General features: G+C 62.3%; 22 protein-coding genes, 2 tRNA genes and 1 pseudogene. 6 read left to right on the forward strand and 19 right to left on the reverse strand.

Annotated features, from left to right (window positions below):
* Positions 1-45 precede the first annotated feature (45 nt).
* The 3 genes and pseudogenes from AC2CQI_RS21960 to AC2CQI_RS21970 all read left to right on the forward strand — a co-directional run.
* Entirely contained in the window at positions 46-435 is a 390-nt protein-coding gene (locus tag AC2CQI_RS21960) for a nuclear transport factor 2 family protein (RefSeq protein ID WP_484577872.1), read from the forward strand.
* A 19-nt stretch (positions 436-454) separates the two neighbouring features.
* Positions 455-1744, forward strand: a complete 1290-nt coding sequence (locus AC2CQI_RS21965) for an alginate export family protein (RefSeq protein WP_484577873.1) — start codon at positions 455-457, stop codon at positions 1742-1744.
* A 387-nt stretch (positions 1745-2131) separates the two neighbouring features.
* A pseudogene (locus AC2CQI_RS21970) lies at positions 2132-2404 on the forward strand (type II toxin-antitoxin system HicB family antitoxin); the annotation flags it as partial.
* On the opposite strand, the gene AC2CQI_RS21975 reads toward AC2CQI_RS21970, so the two are convergent.
* A complete protein-coding gene (locus tag AC2CQI_RS21975; RefSeq protein WP_484577874.1) occupies positions 2382-3527 on the reverse strand; it encodes a Fic family protein in 1146 nt (381 codons plus the stop codon). The pseudogene AC2CQI_RS21970 and the gene AC2CQI_RS21975 sit on opposite strands and share 23 nt — an antisense overlap.
* A 487-nt stretch (positions 3528-4014) precedes the next feature.
* On the opposite strand from AC2CQI_RS21975, the gene AC2CQI_RS21980 reads away from it, so the two are divergent.
* Positions 4015-4332: a DUF3077 domain-containing protein gene (locus tag AC2CQI_RS21980; RefSeq protein ID WP_075804941.1), complete on the forward strand. Its 318-nt coding sequence runs from the start codon at positions 4015-4017 to the stop codon at positions 4330-4332.
* Positions 4333-4368: 36 nt separating this feature from the next.
* Here the strand turns inward: AC2CQI_RS21980 and AC2CQI_RS21985 are convergent, their stop codons facing one another.
* Positions 4369-5382 (reverse strand): DNA topoisomerase IB, encoded by a 1014-nt coding sequence (locus AC2CQI_RS21985; RefSeq protein WP_484577875.1) that lies wholly within the window; start codon positions 5380-5382, stop codon positions 4369-4371.
* Positions 5383-5569: 187 nt separating this feature from the next.
* On the opposite strand from AC2CQI_RS21985, the gene AC2CQI_RS21990 reads away from it, so the two are divergent.
* Entirely contained in the window at positions 5570-6022 is a 453-nt protein-coding gene (locus AC2CQI_RS21990) for a DUF2442 domain-containing protein (RefSeq protein ID WP_484577876.1), read from the forward strand.
* 8 nt (positions 6023-6030) lie between these two features.
* On the opposite strand, the gene AC2CQI_RS21995 is transcribed toward AC2CQI_RS21990, so the two are convergent.
* From AC2CQI_RS21995 to AC2CQI_RS22040, 10 genes are all read right to left on the reverse strand, one after another.
* Positions 6031-6720, reverse strand: coding sequence for a DUF421 domain-containing protein (locus tag AC2CQI_RS21995; protein WP_484577877.1), 690 nt, complete (start codon positions 6718-6720; stop codon positions 6031-6033).
* A 112-nt stretch (positions 6721-6832) separates the two neighbouring features.
* On the reverse strand, positions 6833-7744 hold the full coding sequence (locus AC2CQI_RS22000) for an ImmA/IrrE family metallo-endopeptidase (protein WP_075804991.1): 912 nt from the start codon (positions 7742-7744) through the stop codon (positions 6833-6835).
* 17 nt (positions 7745-7761) lie between these two features.
* Entirely contained in the window at positions 7762-8073 is a 312-nt protein-coding gene (locus AC2CQI_RS22005; protein ID WP_484577878.1) for a hypothetical protein, read from the reverse strand.
* 9 nt (positions 8074-8082) lie between these two features.
* Complete coding sequence (locus AC2CQI_RS22010) at positions 8083-8352, reverse strand: colicin E3/pyocin S6 family cytotoxin (RefSeq protein ID WP_484580653.1); 270 nt, start codon at positions 8350-8352, stop codon at positions 8083-8085.
* 165 nt (positions 8353-8517) lie between these two features.
* A tRNA-Thr gene (locus AC2CQI_RS22015) sits at positions 8518-8593 on the reverse strand.
* A gap of 720 nt (positions 8594-9313) precedes the next feature.
* Entirely contained in the window at positions 9314-10549 is a 1236-nt protein-coding gene (locus AC2CQI_RS22020) for a methyltransferase (RefSeq protein ID WP_484577879.1), read from the reverse strand.
* A gap of 161 nt (positions 10550-10710) precedes the next feature.
* Positions 10711-11400, reverse strand: coding sequence for an ABC transporter permease (locus AC2CQI_RS22025; protein ID WP_484577880.1), 690 nt, complete (start codon positions 11398-11400; stop codon positions 10711-10713).
* Complete coding sequence (locus AC2CQI_RS22030; RefSeq protein ID WP_075804933.1) at positions 11397-12092, reverse strand: ABC transporter permease; 696 nt, start codon at positions 12090-12092, stop codon at positions 11397-11399. Before AC2CQI_RS22030 ends, AC2CQI_RS22025 begins: the two co-directional genes overlap by 4 nt.
* A gap of 55 nt (positions 12093-12147) precedes the next feature.
* Complete coding sequence (locus AC2CQI_RS22035) at positions 12148-12900, reverse strand: ABC transporter substrate-binding protein (RefSeq protein ID WP_484577881.1); 753 nt, start codon at positions 12898-12900, stop codon at positions 12148-12150.
* Positions 12901-12913: 13 nt separating this feature from the next.
* Complete coding sequence (locus AC2CQI_RS22040; RefSeq protein WP_075804931.1) at positions 12914-13687, reverse strand: ABC transporter ATP-binding protein; 774 nt, start codon at positions 13685-13687, stop codon at positions 12914-12916.
* Between the two features lie 606 nt (positions 13688-14293).
* On the opposite strand from AC2CQI_RS22040, the gene gabP reads away from it, so the two are divergent.
* Positions 14294-15688: a GABA permease gene (gene gabP / locus AC2CQI_RS22045; protein ID WP_484577882.1), complete on the forward strand. Its 1395-nt coding sequence runs from the start codon at positions 14294-14296 to the stop codon at positions 15686-15688.
* 143 nt (positions 15689-15831) lie between these two features.
* Here the strand turns inward: gabP and AC2CQI_RS22050 are convergent, their stop codons facing one another.
* The 7 genes from AC2CQI_RS22050 to AC2CQI_RS22080 all read right to left on the reverse strand — a co-directional run bounded on the left by AC2CQI_RS22050 (position 15832) and on the right by AC2CQI_RS22080 (position 22117).
* Positions 15832-16266, reverse strand: a complete 435-nt coding sequence (locus AC2CQI_RS22050; RefSeq protein ID WP_484577883.1) for a hypothetical protein — start codon at positions 16264-16266, stop codon at positions 15832-15834.
* Between the two features lie 134 nt (positions 16267-16400).
* Positions 16401-17447 carry a polyphosphate kinase 2 gene (gene ppk2 / locus AC2CQI_RS22055; RefSeq protein ID WP_484577884.1) on the reverse strand — a complete coding sequence of 349 codons (1047 nt, stop codon included), beginning with the start codon at positions 17445-17447 and terminating at the stop codon, positions 16401-16403.
* Positions 17448-17855: 408 nt separating this feature from the next.
* Positions 17856-18257, reverse strand: coding sequence for a hypothetical protein (locus AC2CQI_RS22060; protein WP_075804927.1), 402 nt, complete (start codon positions 18255-18257; stop codon positions 17856-17858).
* Between the two features lie 125 nt (positions 18258-18382).
* A tRNA-Phe gene (locus AC2CQI_RS22065) sits at positions 18383-18458 on the reverse strand.
* A gap of 91 nt (positions 18459-18549) precedes the next feature.
* On the reverse strand, positions 18550-18822 hold the full coding sequence (locus AC2CQI_RS22070; protein ID WP_484577885.1) for an oxidative damage protection protein: 273 nt from the start codon (positions 18820-18822) through the stop codon (positions 18550-18552).
* On the reverse strand, positions 18819-19886 hold the full coding sequence (gene mutY, locus AC2CQI_RS22075; RefSeq protein ID WP_484577886.1) for an A/G-specific adenine glycosylase: 1068 nt from the start codon (positions 19884-19886) through the stop codon (positions 18819-18821). Before mutY ends, AC2CQI_RS22070 begins: the two co-directional genes overlap by 4 nt.
* Entirely contained in the window at positions 19883-22117 is a 2235-nt protein-coding gene (locus tag AC2CQI_RS22080) for an AsmA family protein (protein ID WP_484577887.1), read from the reverse strand. The genes mutY and AC2CQI_RS22080 overlap by 4 nt, the downstream gene beginning before the upstream one ends.
* Positions 22118-22232: the final 115 nt, after the last annotated feature.

Raw genomic sequence — 22232 nt, forward strand, 5'->3', positions numbered from 1 at the left:
CGCCCCCACCCGGGGGCCTCCAACTTCGACCGAGAGGATTCGAACATGCCTGATGCTGCCCTGAGAAATGCCCTGCAAGCCCGTCTCGACCTGCTGCAACAGCTTTGGGAGCGCCGCGACGGCAACGCCATCGTCCGTGAGCTGTACACGGAACACACCGAGATCACCGGCGCCGGCAGCGATGCGCTGTACCACGGCACCGCGCAATTGCAGGAACTGGTGGCCGTGCTGGTCAACGACTCCCGTGGTGCCTCGATCCGTATCGACCGCCTGGCCGAGCTGGGCGAGGGCGCGGCCTACACCTGGGTTACCTGGCGCGTGCTGCCGCTGGCGGGCGACGCCTTCTCGATGAAGAGCCTGTTCGTCTGGCGCCTGATCGGCGGTGACTGGCGCGTGGTTGCCGACATGTATGCCGAAGGCGAAATTCCTGCCTGACTTTTCCTGGGGACTGACGATGCGAAAACAACAATTACAGGCATCCCTGCCACTGCTTCTTGCGCTCTCGCCGATGGCCGGAGCGGTCACGCTGTACGAAGACACCGACACCGAACTGTCCGCCAAGGTGCAGGGCGCCGTCGGGGTTTTCCACAGCGGGGAAAGTTATGCACAGACCGGCATGCGCGAGGCGGGTAGCGTCAATTGGCAGGAAGCCACGTTGCAATACGGCGTCGAGTTCAAGCGCCGGGGGATTGCGGCGGGCGAGGTGTTTGGCGGGCTCGACTGGGTCAGCAGTGCCAGCTTTGGGGATGGCGACGCGGCGGGCTGGACGGTGGGGGATGAGCGCACCACCAAGGTCGAGAACGCTTATCTCGGCTGGCGCAGCGACCTGCTGGAAATCTCCGGTGGTCGGCAGAACGTGGTGGTCGGGGATGGCTTCCTGATCTCTGGCGACGCACTGAATATCGGCAAGGGCTTGCTCGATGGCGAGGTCAATCGGGGCGGCGCCTACTACCTCACCGGGCGCAAGGCCTTCGACCAGACGGCCATTGTGCGCTGGGGTGGCAAGGAGGGCTGGCGTGGTGACCTGATGTGGCTCAAGTCCGACAACCCGGCACAGGCCAGGCCTGAATTGTCCGTGGCGACGCTGGAGCATGTGGCCGAGATTGGGACCGTGGGGCTTACGGCGATCAAGGTCAGTGATACCGATCAGGAACTGGCCGACATCCTCTATCCCGAGCGCAAGGGCATGAAGCTCTACAGCGTGCGCGGGCAGGGCAATGCCGGGGTCAGCGACCTGTTCCTGGCGGGGGAGCATGCTTGGGAGCGCAAGTCTGGCGGGCAGGAAAGTGCGTGGTACCTGGAGGCGGGCTGGACCTTCTCCCAGTTGCCGGGCAGGCCGGTGGTCAACTATCGCTACAGCCGGTTCTCGGAAGGCTATGACCCTTTGTTCTACGGCAATGGCCGGGCGCTGGGGACCTGGTTCCAGGGCGAGGTGGCGTCCAACTATGCCGGGCCGTTCAACAGCAATACCCGGGTGCAGCATGTCGGGGTCAAGGCGGCAGTGAGTGACAGCGTGAATGTCGGGGCGCTGTTCTATGACTTCGACACGATCGACCGCAGCCTCGGCAATCGCGATGCGCGGGAGCTGGATGTATATGCCGAATGGGCGGTTGATGAGCACTGGAGCGTGTTGCCGTTGGTGGGGTATTACAAGCCGACGCGGAGCGCGGAGGCGGGTGGGAGTCAGTTGGGGACGGCTCGGGGGAATGTGTATGGGCAGGTGTTGTTGGTCTTTGGGTTCTGAGTTCAGTACTTGAGACCGCCACGACCGGTGTAGGAGCTGGTTTACCTGCGATGGACCGCGTCAGCGGTCCCAAAACCATCCTGCACGAGTCTCTTTCATGTGAGGTCTCATCTTCACCGCGACGGCCTGATCGTATTCATCCATTGATGCGGCGTGACAGGTCTTGGGACCGCTGACGCGGTCCATCGCAGGCAAGCCAGCTCCTACAAGGTCGTGGTGTACCCGGTCGTGTGGGAGCCGGCGTGGCCGGCGATGAGGCCCTTGGTTACAACACAGATTCAGCTTCTTGCCTGGAAAAAACTGCATACACAAAACCAGCTTTTCAGGGCTGTGATGAATATGTGATCTGCCTATGGTTATCCGGCCAACACCTACCGGAGAACCTCCATGAAATTCCCCATCGTTATCCACAAGGACCCCGACTCGGACTACGGCATAACCATCCCCGATGTCCCAGGCTGTTTCAGTGGTGGCGAAACTGTCGACGAGGCGATAGGTAACGCTCAAGAGGCGCTGGCCCTGCATTTCGAAGCGCTGGTCGCCGATGGCGATTCTTTACCGCAAGGCACCTCCATCGAGACCTGGCAGACTGACCCCAATTACGCTGGCGGCGTATGGACTCTGGTGGAAATCGACATCACTCCATACATTGCCAAGGCTGGCTCCTGACCTCAGTCACCCGATAACGCGTGCTCCGACCACCCCCCGGAAGCTTCTCCAGGACACCTTTATCCAGCAGATCCGCCAGATGGCGAGTGGCTGTGGCCTTGCTGACCTTGGCCACGGCCTGATACTGCGCTGCGTTGATCCCGTCTTCGAATCCCTTCGCGCCGCCGTCCAGCAGGCGATTGATCACCTTCAATTGCTCGGCCGATAGCGGCGTTTCTCTGTGTGCCTGCCAGAACCGTGTCTTGTGCAGCACCCGGTCGATGGTGGCGAGGGCCTGGGCTATGGACTCCAGCAGGATTTGCAGGAACCAGCTCAGCCAGTCGGTGATATCCAGCGAGCCTTTCTGCGTTTGTTCGAGGATTCGGTAGTAGGCCGGGCGATGTTCGAGGATGCTCGCTGACATGGCGTAGAAGCGGATCGCCTGCTGGTCGCCCTGGGCCAGGGCGAGGTCGGTGAGGGCGCGGGTCAGGCGGCCGTTGCCGTCGTCGAAGGGATGCAGGGTGACGAACCACAGGTGGGTGATTCCGGCGCGCAGCAGTGGGTCGAGGGTTTTCGAGTCGGTGTTGAACCAGTCGATGAAGGTCGCCAGCTGGTCTTCGAGGCTGAGGCGGGGTGGGGCTTCGAAATGCACGGTGGGGCGGTCGAGGCGACCGGAAACGACCTGCATGGGCTCGTCGCCGCGCAGGCTGCCGACTTGCAGGGGGCGGTGGGCCAGGGCGTTTTCCGGGTTGGGGAACAGCAGTTGGTGCCAGTTGAACAGGCGGCTCAGCGTCAGGGGCTGATCGGCGTGTTCGATGGCGTTGAGCATCAGTTCGGCCAGGCCTTCGCTGCGGGCGGTGGTCGGGCCGGGTTCGTTCACGCCCAGGCGGCGGGCGAGGGAGGAGCGGACGGAGCTGGCGTTGAGGGTTTCGCCTTCGATGGCGGAGGAGGTGAGGATGTTTTGCAGGAGGGCGTCGAGCATGCTCTGGCGGCTTTGCTCGTCGTCTACCGAGCCCATCTTGCCCAGGAGCAGGCCTTGTTGGCGGACGCACTGGCGCAGCAGGTCGGTGAGTTGATCTGCTTGCCAGGTGAAGGCTGGCCATTGGGGGTGTTGCCAGATCCAGGTGGGGGCCATTTTTGCCTCTGAGCCGAATACGGATGCTATTCGGCTCATTTAGTGAGCCGAATAGGAAGTTTATTCGGCTCACGGGGGTTGGCAAGTCCTGACCTGCACAACGCGGTCGGTGTGGGAGCGGATTCACCGGAGCGCCGGACCGCCGCGATCGGCGGCGAAGCCGTCGTAAAACCTGAGTCCCGGCTCTGCCTGACACTCACTGCGGGCACTGTTTCCTTGCCTGATCCCGGTATGAAATGTAGGCTCTCGCGGTCGCTGCGGTTTGGCGATACGGGCTTGGTCGCCCGTCGAACAAGGTGCAAACAGACATATCCCCATGCAGTCGGGCGCGTTCGCGTTCGCGCATGTTATGGCGGCTGTGTGCGGGAGGCATTCGTGCCTGCCGGGTTTGCCTCTTGTCCCGGTCGACCAACCTGTACACAGTCGTCACCAATCTGTTTGGTCGCGGAAACGGTGATGACTCCGAGCAATCGAGAGGAGTTTCACTATGAACAAGATCGTTCCAGATCCACCCCGCGCCATCTTTGGCAAAACGGCCATGGTCGCCTTCGGGCATTGCAAGGCTGGTCATACCCCGATGTTCACCGTCCGTGCGGAAATCGACACGGAAGATGCCCTGGTCCATGCATCCCTGTTGATAAAAGGGATCTACGACACCCTCCAGCAACTCACCGAATTCGCCGAAGACGTGCCCAAGAACGGGCTGCTCTTCTCGTCGTTGTATTCGGCGGAAATGGCCAAGGGCCTGGTGGATGCGGTGATCGACGGCATTGAAATGGGGCGATTGCGGGTAAGTGCCCAGTAGCTCGGCACGGGAAGGCTCGCCTGCGGGTGGGCCTTCTTAAACAGGCAACTTTTCCAGAAAACGCATCAGCAGACTCTCTTCCGCGCGTAGTCCCTTGCGCGCTGCGGCCATGCGCAGGCCGGCCAGTTCTCCCGCATGGAAGGCCTCGATCAGCGCCGGATGGATGTAGCACTTGCGGCACACGGCCGGGGTGTTGCGCAGCTCCGCTGCCACTTCCTTGATGATCCCCACCACATGCTTCTTCGCAGCGGTTTCCGGCTGCCATTCCAGCTCGCGCAGCAGGGTCAGGGCCAGCGCGCTGCCGGCCCAGGTGCGGTAGTGCTTGGCGGTGAACTCGGCGCCGGTCAGTTCCTGCAAATACCGGTTGATATCGCTCGACGTCACGCTATGGCGCTCGCCGTGTTCGTCCAGGTACTGGAACAGCTGCTGGCCGGGGAGCTCCAGGCAGCTCTTGATGATCCGGGCCAGGCGGCGGTCGTTGACGCTGACCTCGTGCTCGATGCCGCTCTTGCCGCGGAAATGGAAACGGATGGTGCTGCCGGTCACTTCGACGTGGCGGTTGCGCAGGGTGGTCAGGCCGTAGGAGCGGTTCTGCTCGGCGTAGCGGGCGTTGCCAATGCGGATCAGGGTTTCGTCGAGCAGGTGGATGACTGTGGCCATGACCTTCTCGCGGCTGTGTTCGGGGCGGGCGAGGTGTTGTTGCAGGGTGGCGCGCAGGTCCGGCAGGGCTTTGCCGAAGGCCAGCAGGCTGCCGTATTTGTCCGCGTCGCGGATCTCGCGCCAGCGCGGGTGGTAGCGGTATTGCTTGCGGCCCCGGGCGTCGCGGCCGGTGGCCTGGAGATGGCCGGCGGGGTCGGGGCAGATCCACACGCTGGTGTAGGCCGGGGGGATGGCCAGGGCGTTGAGGCGGGTGATTTCGGCGGGGTCGCGGATGCGGTCTCCGGATGGGGTGAAGTAGGCGAACTTGCCACGGAGCTTGCGGCGGGTGATGCCGGGGGCGGTGTCGTCGACGTAGTGGAGGCCGGGGGGGAGGAGGGGGAGGTCGCTCACTTTGGGGGCTCGCTTGGGAACGATGCTGGTATTGCGTTAGCCCGGGTTGGAGGGGATTTAGTTCAAGGGATTCTTTGGGGGAGTCATATCTCGCGACGATTTGCTGGGTGAGTTGGGTGCTGGGTCGCCTAGGCTGCTGGGCAGCCTTGGACTGAGAGGCGCTTGGGCCAATAAAGGAGTGGATGAAATGGCATCAATGAAACGACCTCGCCTCCGGGCTGTTCAGCCGCATCCGGGCAAGCGCTTGGAACTGGTCTTCACCAACGGTCAGCGCTTCGAACTCGACATGAGCGACGCGCTTGCAGCGTATCCAGGGCTGGCCCCCCTTTCCAAAGGCAAGGCATTCGAAGGCGCCACGTTAGGTGACGGGGGATGGACTGTTGAATGGCCAGCGCTGGATATCCAGATCGGCGCAGACACCTTGTTGCTGGAAGCGCTTGCCCAGACTGCGCCCGATGAAAACACCCGGATCTTCATCCGCTGGCGGCTGCGGCATCGGATGACGCTCGAACAGGCTGCTGATGCACTTGGCGTGAGTGCCCGGAGTATTAGCAGGTACAGCAGCGGGCGTGAAGTTGTGCCAAGAACGTTGGCGTTGGCCTGCCTTGGGTGGGAGGCGTTGGAGCAGAAAGCTGCCTGACTGCTCGCTCAGGCCCTGGCGTTGCTCAATGCCTGCACCCAGCACTGTTCGGAACAGCGCGAACATTGCAGGCTCTGACCTGCTTGCAGCGTCGCCAATTCCCCGCAGTGAAAGCAGGCGTGCAAGCCGTCGTGCTCCGGCTGGTGATGCACTGCCTTCAGGCTCGGCGGCAAGACGGGCAAGCCTGGGCGAGTTTGGTCCTTTTCGTAGAAATACAGGCTGACGCCGCCGTTGATCTCTACGATGCCCAGGCGCACCTGGCCCAGGTGCTCCACGCCACCCTGGCGCAGTTCCATGAGGAATTCGTCGTGGGCGATATTGCCCTTGTTCAGGGTTTCCAGTTCGAAACGGCCATCCCGGATCAGGATGAAAGGCTCTCCCTCGAGCCAGCGTTGCAGGTGGTGATAGCGACTCAACAGGCGGGTAGTGAGGCGATAGGCGATGCCCATGGCGACGAATACCATCAGCACCGGCAGGATCGGCACGTCGTGGTAGAAGGTCACGTCGCCGGCAGCAGAGCCCAAGGTCAGGATTACCACCAGTTCGAACAGGGAAAGCTGTTTCACCCCGCGGCGGCCGGCGACTTTGAGGAAGATGAAGACCACTGCATAGGCAAGCAGGGTGCGGACCATGACTTCGCCGAGGAAGGCCAGGGGATGGTCGTCGAGGAGCATGCGGGGCCAGTCGAAAGCGGTCATGTGGGCGGCGGAGTCAGTGGCTGATAATGGCTTAGCCCCCTGTTGAGTGCTTTTAGTTCAAGTGGTCCTGGTTAGAGAGCTCAGCCGGGCATCGGGCGGGCTTGCGGGTCAGTTAACGACGCTGCTTCAACTCTTTAACCCGCTTGATAACGTACTGCTCGAAGAGTGGATGGTTCACTACCTGCCCATACTGCTGGTAGTTATCAAACGCCCGGTAGATGGCCCCACAGATATCCTGTTCGCTCAGCGCTCTGGACTTGTTGAATGCGCCGGCAAGTACAGCGTTGATGCTTTGAAGGTTCGCTCTCATCCCGGTGTCATCCAGGATAGTGCCGTAGATTTCCCGCCAAGGTCGTGAATCGATTTCTGCTATATCTCGCCCGATGAATGTCCAACTCACATAGCATTGCCCATCGATCTCAAACGTTTCATAGCGATTGTTTGCTGCGAAGTACGCTGGATCGATCAAGGCCCCCTCTTCAGGTTGGTAATACGGCGCTGTTGGAGAGCGCTTTGCTTTCAACAGACGAGAGCTGTTGTCGACCTGGAGGCAGATCACAGGCGATGGCAAGGATTTGAAAAGCTTGTAGAACGTCGCTTCCTGGGAGGTGCCTGCTGTCGCATGCACTGTGCGGAAGTACTTCTCCACGCTTCCAGCTCGCTCGAACTGGAGAGCCAGCCAGTCCGAAGGCATCAGCAGTTCGGCAGCAAAGCGATTGGCTTCGGCTTCCATCTGTGCATACGCAGCGTCCGCGTGACCCGGGTCAAGGTGCGAGACGATGGTGCCGGTGTGCCAGGGAATGACGATGTGCCCAATTTCATGAGCCAGGGTGAATTTTCGGCGCGTTGGGGCCGCGGCGGAATTGACGAGAATCTGGGGGCGCTGTTCGCCACCGATGCCAATGGTTATGCCGTCAACACCGTAGGGAAGATTGAGGTAGTCTAGATCGCCGTACTCGGCAGCAAGTGCGTCGAGATCAAAAGGGGGGAGGAGTCCGCGAATGGCTAGAACCCTTCGTGCCATTTTCTCCTCTGGCGCCATCAGATCCTGCCAGCGTTACGTAGCCAGGCTTCCACCTTGGCGGCTTCACCCACCGAGCTTGCCCGGGCCGCCATCGTGAATCTGTCTTGATCCAGTTCCTGTCGAAGCGAGGTGCCTCGCTTCCTGGCGGTCAGCACAAAAGGCAGAACGGAAGGCGTCGTTGCCCACAATTGGTACTCTTCCCAGCTCATGCCGAGGTATTCGTGCAGCTCCATGTCTGCGCCTGCGCGCCCTTCATGCCAGTCCTCGACGAATCGATCGATTTCCTCTTCCAGCACGTCGCCTTCCAGGCAAAGCTCGACAAAATTCATATGAACCTCTCAGTTCGGTTTGATCCGACGCCCACGGACCGGGGGCTTCAGGGCTATGCCTGTCTCAGGGCAGACCGAACCGAGGTGGTAGCCGCGTCGGTCAAATACCTCGAACTCCCCGTGCAGCGAATCCCATGAGAAATATCGCTGAGTCCTGGCATCAAAGTAGTACTTGCGACCCCCTTCCACAAACGCAACGGGTAGACCGCTGACAATCGAGGGAGTAGGCCGGGGTTTTCCGCCCATCCAACATTCCTTTTCCCGACGTGGGACCGGCATGATCGCCGCTGAGGGATGGGATTCTATCGCATGTGATTTCTGAAGCTCCGCGCCTGTTCGATCAAATTCGTATCGAGCTGTAGCAGAATAAAGATAAGACGCCAAAACGAAAAAACCCGCCAATAGGCGGGTTTTCGCAGGCTTCAGTACTACTGAAACCTAATATGGTGCCGGCACCAGGAATCGAACCCGGGACCTACTGATTACAAGTCAGTTGCTCTACCATCTGAGCTATACCGGCAGTAGGCGCGCTATTATAGCGATCGGTTTGGTTCTGTAAACCTCTTCCTTGAAATCGTGTTGGAAGCCCCGTAGATCGGGGCTTTTGGCGTTTTGGTCTGGGTGTTTTCTGGGCAGTGCTGCGGAGGTTGGAGACCGCTTTGCGGTCCTTCGCGGGCAAGCCTCGCTCCTACCTGGGTTTCGGTGATTGTGGAGATTGGGGCCGGTCAAGCAGGGCGCTGGTTTGGCGGGGTTTTGGTGGGGGATTCACCATTGCAATCGCTGGCAAGCCAGCTCCCACAGGGTCTTCGGCGGGCACAAGTTCTGCGGCTGGCTCAGGACACTGTGGGAGCCGGCGTTGCCGGCGATGAGGGAATCAGCGGCAACAGAAATCTGTCGTTGGTCTCCATTGAGGTCCCAGCCGGCAATCCCGGGCGGGGTACCTGGGATTATGGTGGTGGATTCACTGGCGTAATCGCGGGTGAACCCGCTCCCACAGTGTCCGCGTCGTGCTTTTGAACGGGTCTATGCGCGATTCCAGCCACCTCCCGCCCAATCCGATCTGAACCACCCCTGCCTAATTCGCTTTAACGCTTATGCACAAACCACATCAACCCCTTGCACCCCATGCAAGTGCGCTACCTCGCCGCATTGACGCCCCCGCAAACAGCTGTTTTCTCAGGCGTTTAACAGGTTCGGAAAAATCACTCAAGCACGGATCGCCCGCAGAGCAGAACTGTTTTCACCCCGAAACCGTGAAGTTGCTCACAGACTTATCCACAGGTTGTTCGGCCAGCAGCATGAGGTTGCGTGGGGTCAACGGGTGTGGGCAGAAGGTGCCGAGGCGGACGTTGTAGCCCTGTTCGTGCAGGTAGAGCGCACGATCGAGCACCAGCCATAGCTCCAGCGGGCGGCGGAAGAGGTTGCGGACCAGTTCGAGGTTGCGGACCTGGGCCAGGCGTTGCCAGCCGGCCGCTTCGAGGGCGGACCAATCAACGCCGTCTTTTATGGATAGGCCCTTGAGCCCGGCGAGGTGCTGGCAGTAGTCGGCAAAAGGTTGTTGCAGCCAGGCGCTGGGTAACGAGGGTGTGGGCAGGTACTCGTCGCTGTTGCGCAGTTGCCGTTGCAGCAGGTCGAAGCCGAGACGCCAGGCCATGGATTGATCGCGCTGGCGGCGGACGCGATTGCCCGCGGTGACGGTTTCACTGAGCGGCAGACCAAGGTCGTCGAGGTCCAGTTGCAAGGTCGAAGCACGAGCCGCTGTGGATAACGGCTGATAGTTCGGACCCAAGGTGCGGTTGTAGCAGCAGGGGGCGATGGCGAGTTGTGCACAACCCTTGGCAGCCGCGAGCTGGATGAGTCGAACGTGGAGGTCACCGCAGGCATGCAAGGCCACCGGGGTGTGGTCAGCAGTGATCTGCTCGGCAGCGCTGGCGGCCATGACGTCCTGCAACCGGTGCTCGGCCGGGAGGTGGTGGTGCTGGCTGAGCTGTTCTCCGGCGGCGACCAGTGCGGGATCGTATTCGAGGCAGGTCAGATGTTGTTCGGCCCCCAGAAGCCGCCGGCCAAGGTGGCCTTTGCCGGAACACCAGTCCAGCCAATGCAGAGGACGCCGGGCAAAGTCCAAGTGGGCGGCGAAGGCTTCGATCTGCTGCCATTTACGGCCGGGGACGTCGACGTTGAGGCGCGGGTTGGCTGGCGTCAAAGGTACTGTGGATAAGTCATCGACCCTCGCTAATTCCCGGGCGAGGGCGGCCAGTTGTGGATAAGGCGCCGGGGACGGGACGCTGTAGGGGTCGTTGTGGGCGGATTCGGCGTGGTCCAGGGATTGGTTGCGCAGCCATTCGGCCAGGTCTGGGTAATCAGCTTCCCAGGGGAGTTGCAGGCTGGTGAAGGGGCGCGGGTGCCAGAAGTTGTGGTGTTCCCGGAGGAACTGGTCCAGGGCCTGGAAGCGGGGGAGGAGTTGGGTGTTTTCCATGTGCTGCCCCACAGGTTCAGGTTGCATGGCCAGCTGTGAGGCCTCATCGCTGGCAAGCCAGCTCCCACAGGGGGCTAGGGTGTTTTCAAGAGGTGTGGCGGGCAGGTGCGGCCAATCGCGGGTGAACCCGCTCCCACATTTGGGGAGCGGGGAACTCGGGATCAGCGGCCGTGCGCGGCATCCACCCGCAACCAGCGCTCCAGCAACTTGAACGCTTGCACCAGCACGAACGAGATCACCAGGTAGAACACGCCCGCCGCGAAGAAGATCTCCACCGGCATGTAGGTCCGGGCAATGATTGTCCGCGCCATGCCGGTGATGTCCAGCAAGGTGACGGTACTCGCCAGCGCACTGGCCTTGAGCATGAGGATCACTTCGTTGCTGTACGCCGGCAGGCCGATACGGGCAGCACGCGGGAGGAGGATGTGCAGCATCGCGGTCGCCCGCGACATGCCCAGCGCCCGCGCTGCCTCGATCTCGCCCCGTGGGATCGCCTGCAGCGAGCCGCGCAGGATCTCGGCGATGTAGGCGGCAGTGTGCAGGGTCATGGTCAGCGCGGTACACCAGAACGGGTCACGCAGGTACGGCCACAGCGAGCTGCTACGCACCGCGTCGAACTGCGCCAGGCCGTAGTAGACCAGGAACAGCTGCACCAGCAGCGGCGTGCCGCGGAAGAAGAAGATGTAGCCATACGGTAGCGCCTGCACGTACCAGCGCTGCGAGGAGCGGGCGATGCCCAGCGGGATGGCGATGATCAGCCCGAGGATGACGGCGATGGCCAGCAGTTCCAGGGTCAGGATGGCACCGTCGGCAAGGCGCGGCAGCCATTTGATGATGACGTCCCAATTCATGAGTTGGCCCTCGCAAAGCCGCGTCCGGCACGTTTTTCCATGAAGTGCATGCCGGTCATGGCGACGATGGTCAGCCCGAGATAGATAAAGGCGGCAACCGCGTAGAAGGTGAACGGCTCCTTGGTGGTGGTCACGCCGTTCTGCGCCTGGCGCATGATTTCTTCCAGGCCGATCACCGAGACCAGCGCGGTGTCCTTCATCAGGATCATGAACAGGTTGCCCAGCCCCGGCAGGGCGATACGCCACATCTGCGGGAGGACCAGGCGCGAGAAGATCCGGCCCTTGGACAGGCCGAGGGCCATGCCGGCTTCACGATGCCCCTTGGGGATCGCCAGCAGCGCGCCACGGAAGACTTCCGTGGCATAGGCCCCGAAGCACAGGCCGAGGGCGATGACGCCGGCAGCGAAGGCGCTGAGTTCCAGACCAGGCACGCCGATCAGGTCGCCCAGCTGGCTCATCAGGGCCACCGAACCGAAATAGATGAAGAGGACCCAGAGCAGCTCGGGCACGCCGCGAACGATGGTCGAATAGGTGCCACCGATCCAGCGCAGCGGTTTGAACGGCGAGGTCTTGGCGAGGGCGCCGAGCAGGCCGAGCACCAGGCCCAGGCAGAGGGCCGAGAGCGCCAGCTTGACGGTCATCAGCGTGCCAGCGGCCAGCGCCGGACCGAATCCGTGTAGATCAATATTCATGGGCAGGCATGTTCAAGAGACCGACACCGCGCAAGGCGGTGCCGGTCGGGGCGAATCAATAGATGCTGAACGGGAAGTACTTGTCGTTGATCTTCTTGTACGTGCCGTCGGCGATGATTTCCTTCAGCGCAGCGTTCAGCTTGTCCTTCAGCGGGTCACCCTTGCGCACGGCAATGCCGATCTCGTCGCTTTCCACCACAGGCTCACCCTTGAACTCGTAGTCTTTGCCGGCATCGGATTTCAGCCAGTCGTAGTTCACGTACTTGTCCGCCAGCAGGGCGTCGACACGGCCGGACGTCAGGTCGAGGTAGGCGTTTTCCTGGGTGTCGTACAGCTTCAGGGTGATGTCCTTGCCGTAGTTGTCTTCCAGCCAGGTGCCGGACAGGGTGGCGCGCTGGGTACCGATGGTCTTGCCCTTGAGGTAGGCCTTGTCGGTCTTGAAGTCGACGTTCTTCGGCGCGATGAACTGCAGCTTGTTGGAGTAGTAGCGGTCGGTGAAGTCGACGGCCGCTTTGCGCTCGTCGGTGATCGACAGCGACGACACGATGAAGTCGTACTTCTTGGCCAGCAGCGACGGAATGATCCCGTCCCAATCGGAAGTGACCACTTCGCATTCGACCTTCATCTTGGCGCACAGGGCGTCGCCGATGTCCTTGTCGAAGCCGACCACTTGGCCGCTGGCGTCCTTGCTGTTGAAGGGAGGGTAAGCGGCTTCGATACCCATCCGCAGTTTTTCCGCGGCTATGGCATTGGCCGAGAACACCAGCGTGGCGGCAGCGGCCAGGAGGTACTTCTTGTAGTTCTGCATGCGTGTTGCTCCGTTAGCGGTTGCTGGACATGAATTGCTTACAACGCGCCGAGGTCGGGTTTTCGAAAACCTGCTGCGGCGATCCTTGCTCTTCGATGAGGCCTTGATGAAGGAACACGACTTCGCTCGATACCTGCCGGGCGAAGTTCATTTCGTGGGTCACCAGCAGCATGGTCCGGCCTTCGTCGGCCAGGGCGCGGATGACGTTGAGGACTTCCTGGACCATTTCCGGGTCCAGCGCGGAGGTCGGCTCATCGAACAGGATGACCTTGGGTTTCATCGCCAGGGTCCGGGCGATCGCGGCGCGCTGCTGCTGGCCACCGGAAAGCTCGGTGGGGTAGCTGTGGCGCTTGTTGTGGATGCCGACCTTGTCCAGCAGCGCTTCGGCGTGCTCGATGGCCTCGGCCTTGCTCTGCCCCAGCACCCGGCGCGGCGCCTCGATGATGTTGTCGAGGATGCTCATGTGCGGCCAGAGGTTGAAGTTCTGGAAGACGAAGCCGATCTCGCTTCGCAGGCGGTTGATCTGCTTGTTGTCGGCAGCGACCAGTTCGCCGTTGCGCGCGGCCTTCAGCTTGAGGGTTTCGCCGGCGACGAGGATTTCGCCCTGGTGCGGGTTTTCCAGGAGGTTGATGCAGCGCAGCAAGGTCGACTTGCCGGAACCGGAGGAGCCGAGGATGGAAATCACGTCGCCGTCACGGGCGGTAAGGGAGATGCCCTTGAGAATTTCCTGCTCGCCGTAGCGTTTGTGCAGGTTGCGGATTTCCAGCGCGGGCGCGGCCTGGGCCATGTGCGGTCCTCATATGTTCTGTGCGTTCTGCTTGTTGGCGGCCGTCCTGGCGAGGCGCAACGCTAGCATAGCGTTCGGATCGCAGCCAAGAAGGGCAAGCAGGGTGGGCGGCCGGGGGAGGGGCGGGTGTCGCATCGTCGCAGTGGAATGTCGCGTCGCGGTCCGCCGGTTCCGTTTTACGGGCCGGAGCCAGGATGAAAAAAGGCGCGATGGTGCCAGTTTTGGCCGCCCGAGGAAAGGCGTATTTGGTCGCGGCGCTTTTCGGTAGCACCTCGGCGGAGTGCGGTTGTACCGCGTGGTTGTACCTCGGTGATCCATAAAGTTGCACAAGGTGTTACCCGCGTTCGGTTATGGAGCACCTGTTTCTAATTGTAAGTGGGTATTTCAGTAATCCGGCAAAGTCTGGCAAGTTTGGCGACCTTTCGGCCAATGACTGGCGGAAAGCGCCGCAGGCCCTGTTTATCGTGGTTTCAAGGTGTTTCGAAATGGACGGCCATCGATCTGGCCCGCTTATTGCGATCCACCTGTCATGAGACGCGGGGTGCCCCAAAAGGGCATGCGGCTCCAATCGCGGGACGATCTCCCATTCTTTGCATAGGTAGTTTTATGAGCGGTAAGCACAATTCCAATGACCTCGCTCAGGGGCTCAAGCAACGGCATGTGACCATGCTGTCCATCGCAGGTGTTATCGGCGCCGGTCTGTTCGTCGGTTCCGGCCATGCCATCGCCGCTGCCGGCCCGGCCGTGCTGCTGGCCTACGCCGCCGCAGGCACGCTGGTGGTACTGGTGATGCGCATGCTCGGCGAAATGGCCGTGGCCTCGCCGGACACCGGTTCCTTCTCCACCTACGCCGACCGTGCCATCGGGCACTGGGCCGGTTTCACCATCGGCTGGCTGTACTGGTGGTTCTGGGTGCTGGTCATCCCGCTGGAGGCCAACGCCGCCGCGACCATCCTCAATGCCTGGTTCCCAGACGTGGCGATCTGGGTCTTCACCCTGGTCATCACCTTGCTGCTGACCGCGACCAACCTGTTCAGCGTGAAGAACTACGGTGAGTTCGAGTTCTGGTTCGCCCTGCTGAAAGTCGTGGCCATCATCGGCTTCATCATTCTCGGCCTGGCGGCGATCTTCGGTTTCATGCCGCACAGCCAGGTCAGCGGTGTAAGCCATCTGTTCGACACCCAGGGCTTCATGCCCAACGGCCTCGGCGCGGTGCTGGGCGCCATGCTGACCACCATGTTCTCGTTCATGGGCACCGAGATCGTCACCATTGCCGCCGCCGAGTCGAAAGACCCGGGCAAGCAGATCAGCAAGGCGACCAACTCGGTGATCTGGCGGATCTTCCTGTTCTACCTCGTGTCGATCTTCATCGTTGTCGCCCTGGTGCCGTGGAATGCCGGCGAGCTGGCAGAGGTGGGTTCGTACCAGACCGTGCTGCAACTGATGGGCATCCCGCATGCCAAGCTGATCGTCGATGTGGTCGTGCTGATCGCCGTGACCAGTTGCCTCAACTCGGCGTTGTACACCTCGTCGCGCATGCTGTTCTCCCTGAGCAAGCGTGGTGATGCGCCGGCGGTTGCCCAGCGCACCAACCGCAGCGGCACGCCGCACTGGGCGGTGCTGCTGTCCACGGCGGCGGCGTTCCTGACCGTGTTCGCCAACTATGTGGCGCCGGCGCAGGTGTTCGAGTTCCTGCTGGCCAGTTCGGGGGCGATTGCCCTGCTGGTGTACCTGGTGATTGCGGTGTCGCAACTGCGCATGCGTCGTCAGCGCATGGCCCGGGGCGAGAAGATCGCCTTCAAGATGTGGGCCTTCCCGGTGCTGACCTGGGTGACCATCTTCTTCATCATCGGCGTGCTGACGCTGATGCTGATCCGTCCTGACCATCGCGCCGAGGTGATCTCCACCGGGCTGCTGAGCATTGCCGTGGTGGCTGCCGGCCTGCTGGTGGCGCGCAAGCGCAAGGCGGAGAAGGGCGGGAGCCTGGTGATGGATAGCTGAGCATCCAGAGCATCTCTCCGACCCTGTGGGAGCTGGCTTGCCAGCGATTTGGCCCGATCTGACAACATCTTTGTCATTGCCGGCCTAATCGCTGGCAAGCCAGCTCCCACAGGGTTTTGTGTTGTTTGTCCGGGGCGGGTGAGTCAGGCAAATTTCTTCTGCTTGGACACCATCTCCGAGGCCGCCACATAGGCGTCCTGGAATTCCTCGCTTTCCAGCCAGGCCATGGCCTCGGCTTCCTCGGTGCCATCCAGCCATTTGCGGTATGCGCAGAAGACCATGCAGATGTAGTCGGTGGCGTGGTCTTCGCTGTGGCCCTTGAGTACCAGGGTCAGCAGCGGGTCGACCATGAATACGGCGATCATGGCTTCCAGGCCGTTTTCCTGGGCGGTCTTCATCTTCTCGAACATGGCGGTGTAGCTGCCCGAGTTCATGGCCTTGTCGAACACCTGCTGGACGCTGGCGCTGGACGCCTCGCCGCTGCTCTTGACCGCCTGGCCGCTGCGCACCATGCGGTTTTCGCGGGCCTTGGCGGCGGCGCGCTTGGCGCGTTTCTGTTGCTTGGTGTTCGAGGCCATCGGGGGTTCCTTGGTGCGAAGTCAGTCAAAGACGCGTATTGAAACGCAGTTGACCAGGAAACCCAAGCCGGGGAGAGCGGCGCCAGCTCGATGGGCGACAGGCAGTCACCCGGCCGAACCGGCGTGAGGTCCTTTCAGCGTGGCAGCGTCAGGGCGCTGACCCGGCCGCGCAGCTCCACTTCGTCTTCATCGCGCAGGTCTTCTTCGATTTCCCGCGAGGCGCGGCCCACCAGCAGCGGGTCGGGTTCGTGGGCGACGCGGAAGTCCTTGCCCGGGTAGTCGAGGGCGTTAAGGAAGTGGCGGATGCAGTTGATCCGCGCGCGCTTCTTGTCGTCGGACTTGATCACCGTCCACGGCGCATCGGCGGTGTCGGTGTGGAAGAACATGGCTTCCTTGGCCGCCGTGTACTCGCCCCACTTGTCCAGCGACTTGATGTCGATGGGCGACAGCTTCCAGTGCTTGAGCGGGTCGTCACGCCGGGAGATGAAGCGGCGCAGCTGTTCCTCGCGGTTCACCGAGAACCAGTACTTGAACAGCAGGATGCCGCTGTTGCACAGCATGCGCTCCAGCTCCGGGGCCTGGCGCATGAATTCCAGGTATTGCAGGGGCGAGCAGAAGTCCATGACCCGCTCGACGCCGGCGCGGTTGTACCAGGAGCGGTCGAAGAAGACCATCTCGCCCGCCGTCGGCAGGTGCTGGATATAGCGCTGGAAGTACCACTGGCCCTTTTCCTGCTCGGAGGGCTTCTCCAGGGCGACGATCCGTGCACCGCGGGGGTTCAGGTGCTCCATGAAGCGCTTGATGGTGCCACCCTTGCCCGCCGCGTCGCGGCCTTCGAAAAGGATGACCACGCGCTGCCCGGTTTCCTTGACCCAGTTCTGCACCTTGAGCAGCTCGATCTGCAGCGCGTGCTTGGCCTTGTCGTACTCGGCACGGCGCATGCGGGTGCTGTAGGGGTAGGTGTGCGGCAGCTTCGCCGAGGAACTGTCCTCGCTGGTGCCGTGGGGCGCGTGGGCGACTTCGATGGCGGCCGGGCTGTCGGTGATGACTTCGGTCTCGACGATCGGCGCTGGCTTGCGTGGGCGACGGTGCGGGCGGGCGGCGGCTGGCTTGTGCGGTGTCACGTGGTGCGCGGTCACCCCGGGCTCTGGGAACGGCAGGACGGGGGTTTCTTCACTCATGGGGAGGGGCCTTCTGTTCCTTCGAATGTCCAGCTCCACAACTTACATAGATCGAGTGATGGCGTATTGATGTCGGTCAACCTATTGCGCTCGGCTTGGCGCCGTCCTTGGGGCCTGGGTATCCACACATCTCTCGTCCAGGCTCGGATGGAGGATCCACGCAGGAGCTGTAGGAGCGTGGCTTGCCCGCGAAGGGCCGCACAGCGGCCCCAAAACCATCCAGCACGAGCTAGGTGGGGGAAGATTTCTGGATTCAGCGCCTGCTTGGCTTCAGTGCCCCGGATGCTCGGAGTGGCAGGTTTTGGGGCCGCTTTGCGGCCCTTCGCGGGCAAGCCACGCTCCTACCTGAACCGCGTCGGCCATCAGTCCGAGATGTGTAGGTACTCACGCCCAGCTGGGTTGCGAGTGTCATGGAAGCATGCCGCAGAAAATGTTTCCTTTGTAGCCGTGGATCATCGCCGACAGCCCCATGAGTGGACCGCATCCATAGAACGGGGACTGCATCTCCTGTCGCGAAATCACGAGTGGCACTGCCCGCCCTCTGTTGTCGACACCGTATGAGGTTTCTTCGAAAGATTGGCAGACGGGAAGCTTCAGGGGGATAGGCAGGCCCAGAGCCCATAGCGTCGCCCCGCACCACTCGCGCCTCTGGTTGTGGATCACGACCTTGCTGATCACTGGTTCGGGTTCCTGCTTGAGGAGGTGCCGATCGTCGTAAGACAGGATTTTTTGCTTTTCCGGGGCCGTTATCGTGATGCCAACGCATCCGCTCAGGAGAATTACCGACCAAAGCAGTGCAAGCTTTCTCATCTCCATCTCCCTGGGGAGGATTAGCCCTACATTTCGCGGTAACTTTTCCTGCTAGCGAAATGCCAAAAAAACGCAGGCAAACAAAAAGCCCCTGAATCTTTCGATTCAGGGGCTTTGCGTTGTCTTGGTGCCCAGAGACGGAGTCGAACCGCCGACACGAGGATTTTCAATCCTCTGCTCTACCGACTGAGCTATCTGGGCAACGGGGCGCATTAAAAGCGTTTTTCAGGATTGCGTCAACAACATTTTCAAAATTTTTTTAATTAATACCGACGCTTACGGTTTTCGGGGGTCATTGGGCCGGTGGAACGTAGCCTTCGGCCTTCTCGAAATCCTCGCCGGAGAAGAACTTGTCCATCTCGCCCTGGATGAACTTGCGGTCATCGGCGTTCATCATGTTCAGGCGTTTCTCGTTGATGAGCATGGTCTGCTCCTTCTGCCAGTCGGCCCAGGCCTTCTGCGAGATGTGCTCGTAGATGTCCAGGCCCTTCGGCCCCGGGTACGGCGGACGCTCCAGGCCCGGCAGTTCTTCTTTGTACTTGCGGCACATTACGGTGCGGGTCATCGCGACTCTCCTGCAATCAATACGTCGGCCGCGCGCTTCAGCAGCTTCTTCACCGGGGCGGCGAGGCCCAGGCGCGGCGGGGTGGCGAGGTTATACCAGAGCCAGTCGGCCTCGGCCACGTGGTCGCCCTGCTGGCCGACGCGTACCAGCCAAGGCTCGATGGCCAGCTGGAAATGGCTGAAGGTGTGGGTCAGGCCGGTCAGTTCGTGGCGGGTTTCGATGTTCAGGCGGTGCTGGTCGGCGAGGTGCTCCAGGTCGTCCAGGTCGTCCAGCTCCGGCAAGCTCCAGAGCCCGCCCCAGAGCCCGCTGGAGGGGCGCCGGTAAAGCAGGATGGCGCCCTCGTCGTTGGCCAGCAGCGGCATCAATGTGCGCTTCTGTGGCAGGGTCTTGCGCGGCTTGGGCAGCGGGTAGCGGATCTCCTGACCGAGCATGTGCGCTTCGCAGCCACGCTCCAGCGGGCACAGCAGGCAACTGGGCTTGCTGCGGGTGCAGAGGGTGGCGCCAAGGTCCATCATCGCCTGGGTGTAGTCGTTGACCCGCTGGTGCGGCGTGAAGCGCTCTGCGTTGGCCCACAGCGCCTTGGCCACCTTGGGCTCGCCGGGGTAGCCCTCCTGCGCCGTGTAGCGCGCCAGGACGCGCTTGACGTTGCCGTCGAGGATCGGCGCACGCAGGCCCATGCTGATGCTGGCGATGGCGCCGGCAGTGGACAGGCCGATGCCGGGCAGGTCGGTAAGCTTCTCGACATCCCGGGGGAATTCGCCGCCGTACTGCTCGACCACGATCTTCGCGGTCTTCTGCAGGTTGCGTGCGCGGGTGTAGTAGCCCAGCCCGGTCCACAGGTGCAGCACTTCGTCTTCGGGCGCTGCGGCCAGGGCCTGGACGTCCGGCAGGGCGTCCATGAAGCGGCCGAAGTAATTGAGCACGGTGCTGACCTGGGTCTGCTGCAGCATGATCTCGGAGACCCACACCCGGTACGGGGTGATGCCCTGTTGCCAGGGCAGGTCGTGGCGGCCGTGGCGGTCGAACCAGTCGAGCACCGCGGTGGAAAACTGCTCGGGGGTCATCGTTTGAACAGGCCCTTCAATGCGTCTTTGAGCTCGGGACTGACCTTGTCACCCAGCTTCTCTTCGAGTTTTTCGTTGATCCGGTTGCCCAGCGCCTGGCCGGCCAGCTTGCCGACCCCGTCCTTGTCGATGCGGCAGGCCCGTGCACCCAGCTCCAGCGGGCCACGGCAGCGCAGCGGGAATTCCAGCCCGACGAAGCGCTCGCCGACCTGGCAGGCCGGGTCCGGCATTTCGCGGGTGTCGCCTTCGACGATGACCCCGACGCGATAGTCCATGCCCAGCACGCGCAGGTCGATATCGCCGTTGCCGTTGACGGTCAGGCCAGGGATGCGGACTTTCAGGTCCGGGTTGCTGGCCACGCCGTTGCTCAGCACCAGACTGCCTTTGAGCTCCTGGAACGGCGTGTCCTTGCCCCGTGGCTCGCCGCTCAGGGTCTTGCGGTTGAGGGTGGCGATGCCCTGGCACAGTTGCTGTTCGAGGTTGGCGTTGACCAGCACGCCGTTGTTGATGACGAAGCTGGCCTTGCCGTTGAGCGTATCGACCAGGGCCTTCTGGCTGTTGCCGGTGGCGGTCAGGTCGCTGTCGAGGGTGAGCAGGCCCTTCACCGGCGGGGTGTCGCCGTCGTGCTTGATGAAGTGTTCCACCGGTACCCGGACGATCTTCGCGTTGACGCCGATCTGCGGAACGGCAGGGCGCACGTCGAGGGTGCCGCGGGTGTCGAAGGTGCCGTTGTACAGGCCGCCACGCAGGGCTTCCAGGGTGATCAGGCCGCCCTGGCCGTTGGCCTTCAGCTCGGCGTTCTGGATCGGCAGCTTGTCCAGGGTCAGCACGCCGAAGCTCAGGTCGGCCTGCAGGTCGAGGGCGCGCAGGCGGTCCACCGGCAGCAGCTTGTCGGTGCTCCAGGCGACCTGGGTCGGTGCGTCCGGCAGCGGCGAGGTGCCCGGGCCGGCGACGGCGGTGGCTTCGGTGCTTTGCACTTCGGCCTTGCGCGCGGCATTGGCGTTCTTCGCGTCGTCGCTCTTGGCCAGCAGGTAGCGGTCGGCGTCGAACTTGTCGTTCTTCAACTGGAGGCGCAGGGCCTGTTTGGCGAAGTCTTCCACGGCCACACGACCGGTGAAGGTGCTGTCGTCCAGCTTCAGCGCCAGGTCTTCTAGGGCCAGGCTGGTTTTCGTGCCTTCGAGGCGGCCGACCAGCTCGACGTTGGTCAGGGTGGTCAGGTCCTTCATCGGTGGCAGGACCACGCCGACGCTGTCGAGGAACTTGCGCAGGTCGAACTGGGCAATGGAAATGCCCCCGCTGACCTTCGGCTCGCTGTTCAGGTCGCGCACATGCAGCTCGCCGAGGGCGCGCAGCTGGTTGGCGGAGAGCTTCAGGCCGTTCCATTCGGCAACGTTGGCGGCCAGGTCGGCCAGCAACTGGCCCTGGGCGGAGAAGGTCATGCTCTTCTGCGCCAGCGGCTCGCCGGAGAGTTCGCCATGCAGCTTCATGTCTTCCAGTTGGTAGCGGCGCAGGGCGCGGTCGAAGCGGGCTTCGCCGGCCAGCTCGATGCGCGCCCGCAGTACCGGCTGGCCGGAACTGAGGAAAGCGGTGAGCTTGAGCGGGATGTTCACGCCGTCATGCACGGCCTCGGTGCTCAGCTGGATGCTTTCGGCACTGAAGCTCTTGCCGCTGCGCACGTCGTTGTACTGCACCCGGGCGTTGTTGACGGTGAGGCTGTCGATGTCCAGCTTCAGCGGACGCTCGCTGGCGGCCGGCTTGCTGTCGCCTTCGGCTGGCGCAGGCGTGGCCGGCGCGGTCTCGGCGCTGCCTTCCGGCGCCTTGGCCGGCAGCGGCTTGCCGATGTCTTCCCAGTTGCCGTGGCCGTTTTCGTCGCGGACCAGGTTCAGGTTCAGGCCTTCGACCCGCACATCGCTCATCTGCACTTCGCGGCGCAGCAGCGGCAGTACGCGCACCGACAGGCCGAGCATCTGCAGGTCGGCGATCGGTTCGGCCGGTTTGTTCAGCGTGGCAATGCTCGCCTCGTGCAGCTCCAGGCCGAGCCAGGGGAACAGGCTCCAGCCGATGTCGCCGTTCAGGGTCAGCTCGATGTGAGCCTTGTCGCGAGCCAGTTGGCGGATCTCGTCTTTGTAGTCGTTGGGATCGAAAAGGTGGGTCAGGGCGAAGCCGCCGGCCACCACGATCAGCAACAGCCCGAGAACCACCAGCCCCAGGATTTTGCCGAACGCTTTCATGGGCGAGTCCTTGTAGTCGGTATCTGAAAAGTCAGCCGCAGAGTATAGCCTTGCGACCTTGGCCGCCGCGATTGCTGCGCGCGGCGGTTTTGACCCCTCGTGCCCCGGCAGTTCC

The organism is Pseudomonas sp. P2S-1 (genome assembly GCF_057197725.1).

Bases quoted from the DNA above. Each gene is read 5' to 3' on its own strand.
- AC2CQI_RS22000 (WP_075804991.1), bottom strand. From the start codon at position 7,744: ATGGCACGAAGGGTTCTAGCCATTCGCGGACTCCTCCCCCCTTTTGAT.
- AC2CQI_RS22010 (WP_484580653.1), bottom strand. From the start codon at position 8,352: ATGCCGGTCCCACGTCGGGAAAAGGAATGTTGGATGGGCGGAAAACCC.
- AC2CQI_RS22040 (WP_075804931.1), bottom strand. From the start codon at position 13,687: ATGGCCCAGGCCGCGCCCGCGCTGGAAATCCGCAACCTGCACAAACGC.
- AC2CQI_RS22025 (WP_484577880.1), bottom strand. From the start codon at position 11,400: ATGAATTGGGACGTCATCATCAAATGGCTGCCGCGCCTTGCCGACGGT.
- mutY (WP_484577886.1), bottom strand. From the start codon at position 19,886: ATGACCCCCGAGCAGTTTTCCACCGCGGTGCTCGACTGGTTCGACCGC.
- AC2CQI_RS22060 (WP_075804927.1), bottom strand. From the start codon at position 18,257: ATGAGAAAGCTTGCACTGCTTTGGTCGGTAATTCTCCTGAGCGGATGC.
- AC2CQI_RS21965 (WP_484577873.1), top strand. From the start codon at position 455: ATGCGAAAACAACAATTACAGGCATCCCTGCCACTGCTTCTTGCGCTC.
- AC2CQI_RS22005 (WP_484577878.1), bottom strand. From the start codon at position 8,073: ATGAATTTTGTCGAGCTTTGCCTGGAAGGCGACGTGCTGGAAGAGGAA.
- gabP (WP_484577882.1), top strand. From the start codon at position 14,294: ATGAGCGGTAAGCACAATTCCAATGACCTCGCTCAGGGGCTCAAGCAA.
- AC2CQI_RS22080 (WP_484577887.1), bottom strand. From the start codon at position 22,117: ATGAAAGCGTTCGGCAAAATCCTGGGGCTGGTGGTTCTCGGGCTGTTG.
- AC2CQI_RS21995 (WP_484577877.1), bottom strand. From the start codon at position 6,720: ATGACCGCTTTCGACTGGCCCCGCATGCTCCTCGACGACCATCCCCTG.
- ppk2 (WP_484577884.1), bottom strand. From the start codon at position 17,447: ATGAGTGAAGAAACCCCCGTCCTGCCGTTCCCAGAGCCCGGGGTGACC.
- AC2CQI_RS22020 (WP_484577879.1), bottom strand. From the start codon at position 10,549: ATGGAAAACACCCAACTCCTCCCCCGCTTCCAGGCCCTGGACCAGTTC.
- AC2CQI_RS22070 (WP_484577885.1), bottom strand. From the start codon at position 18,822: ATGACCCGCACCGTAATGTGCCGCAAGTACAAAGAAGAACTGCCGGGC.
- AC2CQI_RS21960 (WP_484577872.1), top strand. From the start codon at position 46: ATGCCTGATGCTGCCCTGAGAAATGCCCTGCAAGCCCGTCTCGACCTG.
- AC2CQI_RS21990 (WP_484577876.1), top strand. From the start codon at position 5,570: ATGGCATCAATGAAACGACCTCGCCTCCGGGCTGTTCAGCCGCATCCG.
- AC2CQI_RS21980 (WP_075804941.1), top strand. From the start codon at position 4,015: ATGAACAAGATCGTTCCAGATCCACCCCGCGCCATCTTTGGCAAAACG.
- AC2CQI_RS22030 (WP_075804933.1), bottom strand. From the start codon at position 12,092: ATGAATATTGATCTACACGGATTCGGTCCGGCGCTGGCCGCTGGCACG.
- AC2CQI_RS22035 (WP_484577881.1), bottom strand. From the start codon at position 12,900: ATGCAGAACTACAAGAAGTACCTCCTGGCCGCTGCCGCCACGCTGGTG.
- AC2CQI_RS21975 (WP_484577874.1), bottom strand. From the start codon at position 3,527: ATGGCCCCCACCTGGATCTGGCAACACCCCCAATGGCCAGCCTTCACC.
- AC2CQI_RS22050 (WP_484577883.1), bottom strand. From the start codon at position 16,266: ATGGCCTCGAACACCAAGCAACAGAAACGCGCCAAGCGCGCCGCCGCC.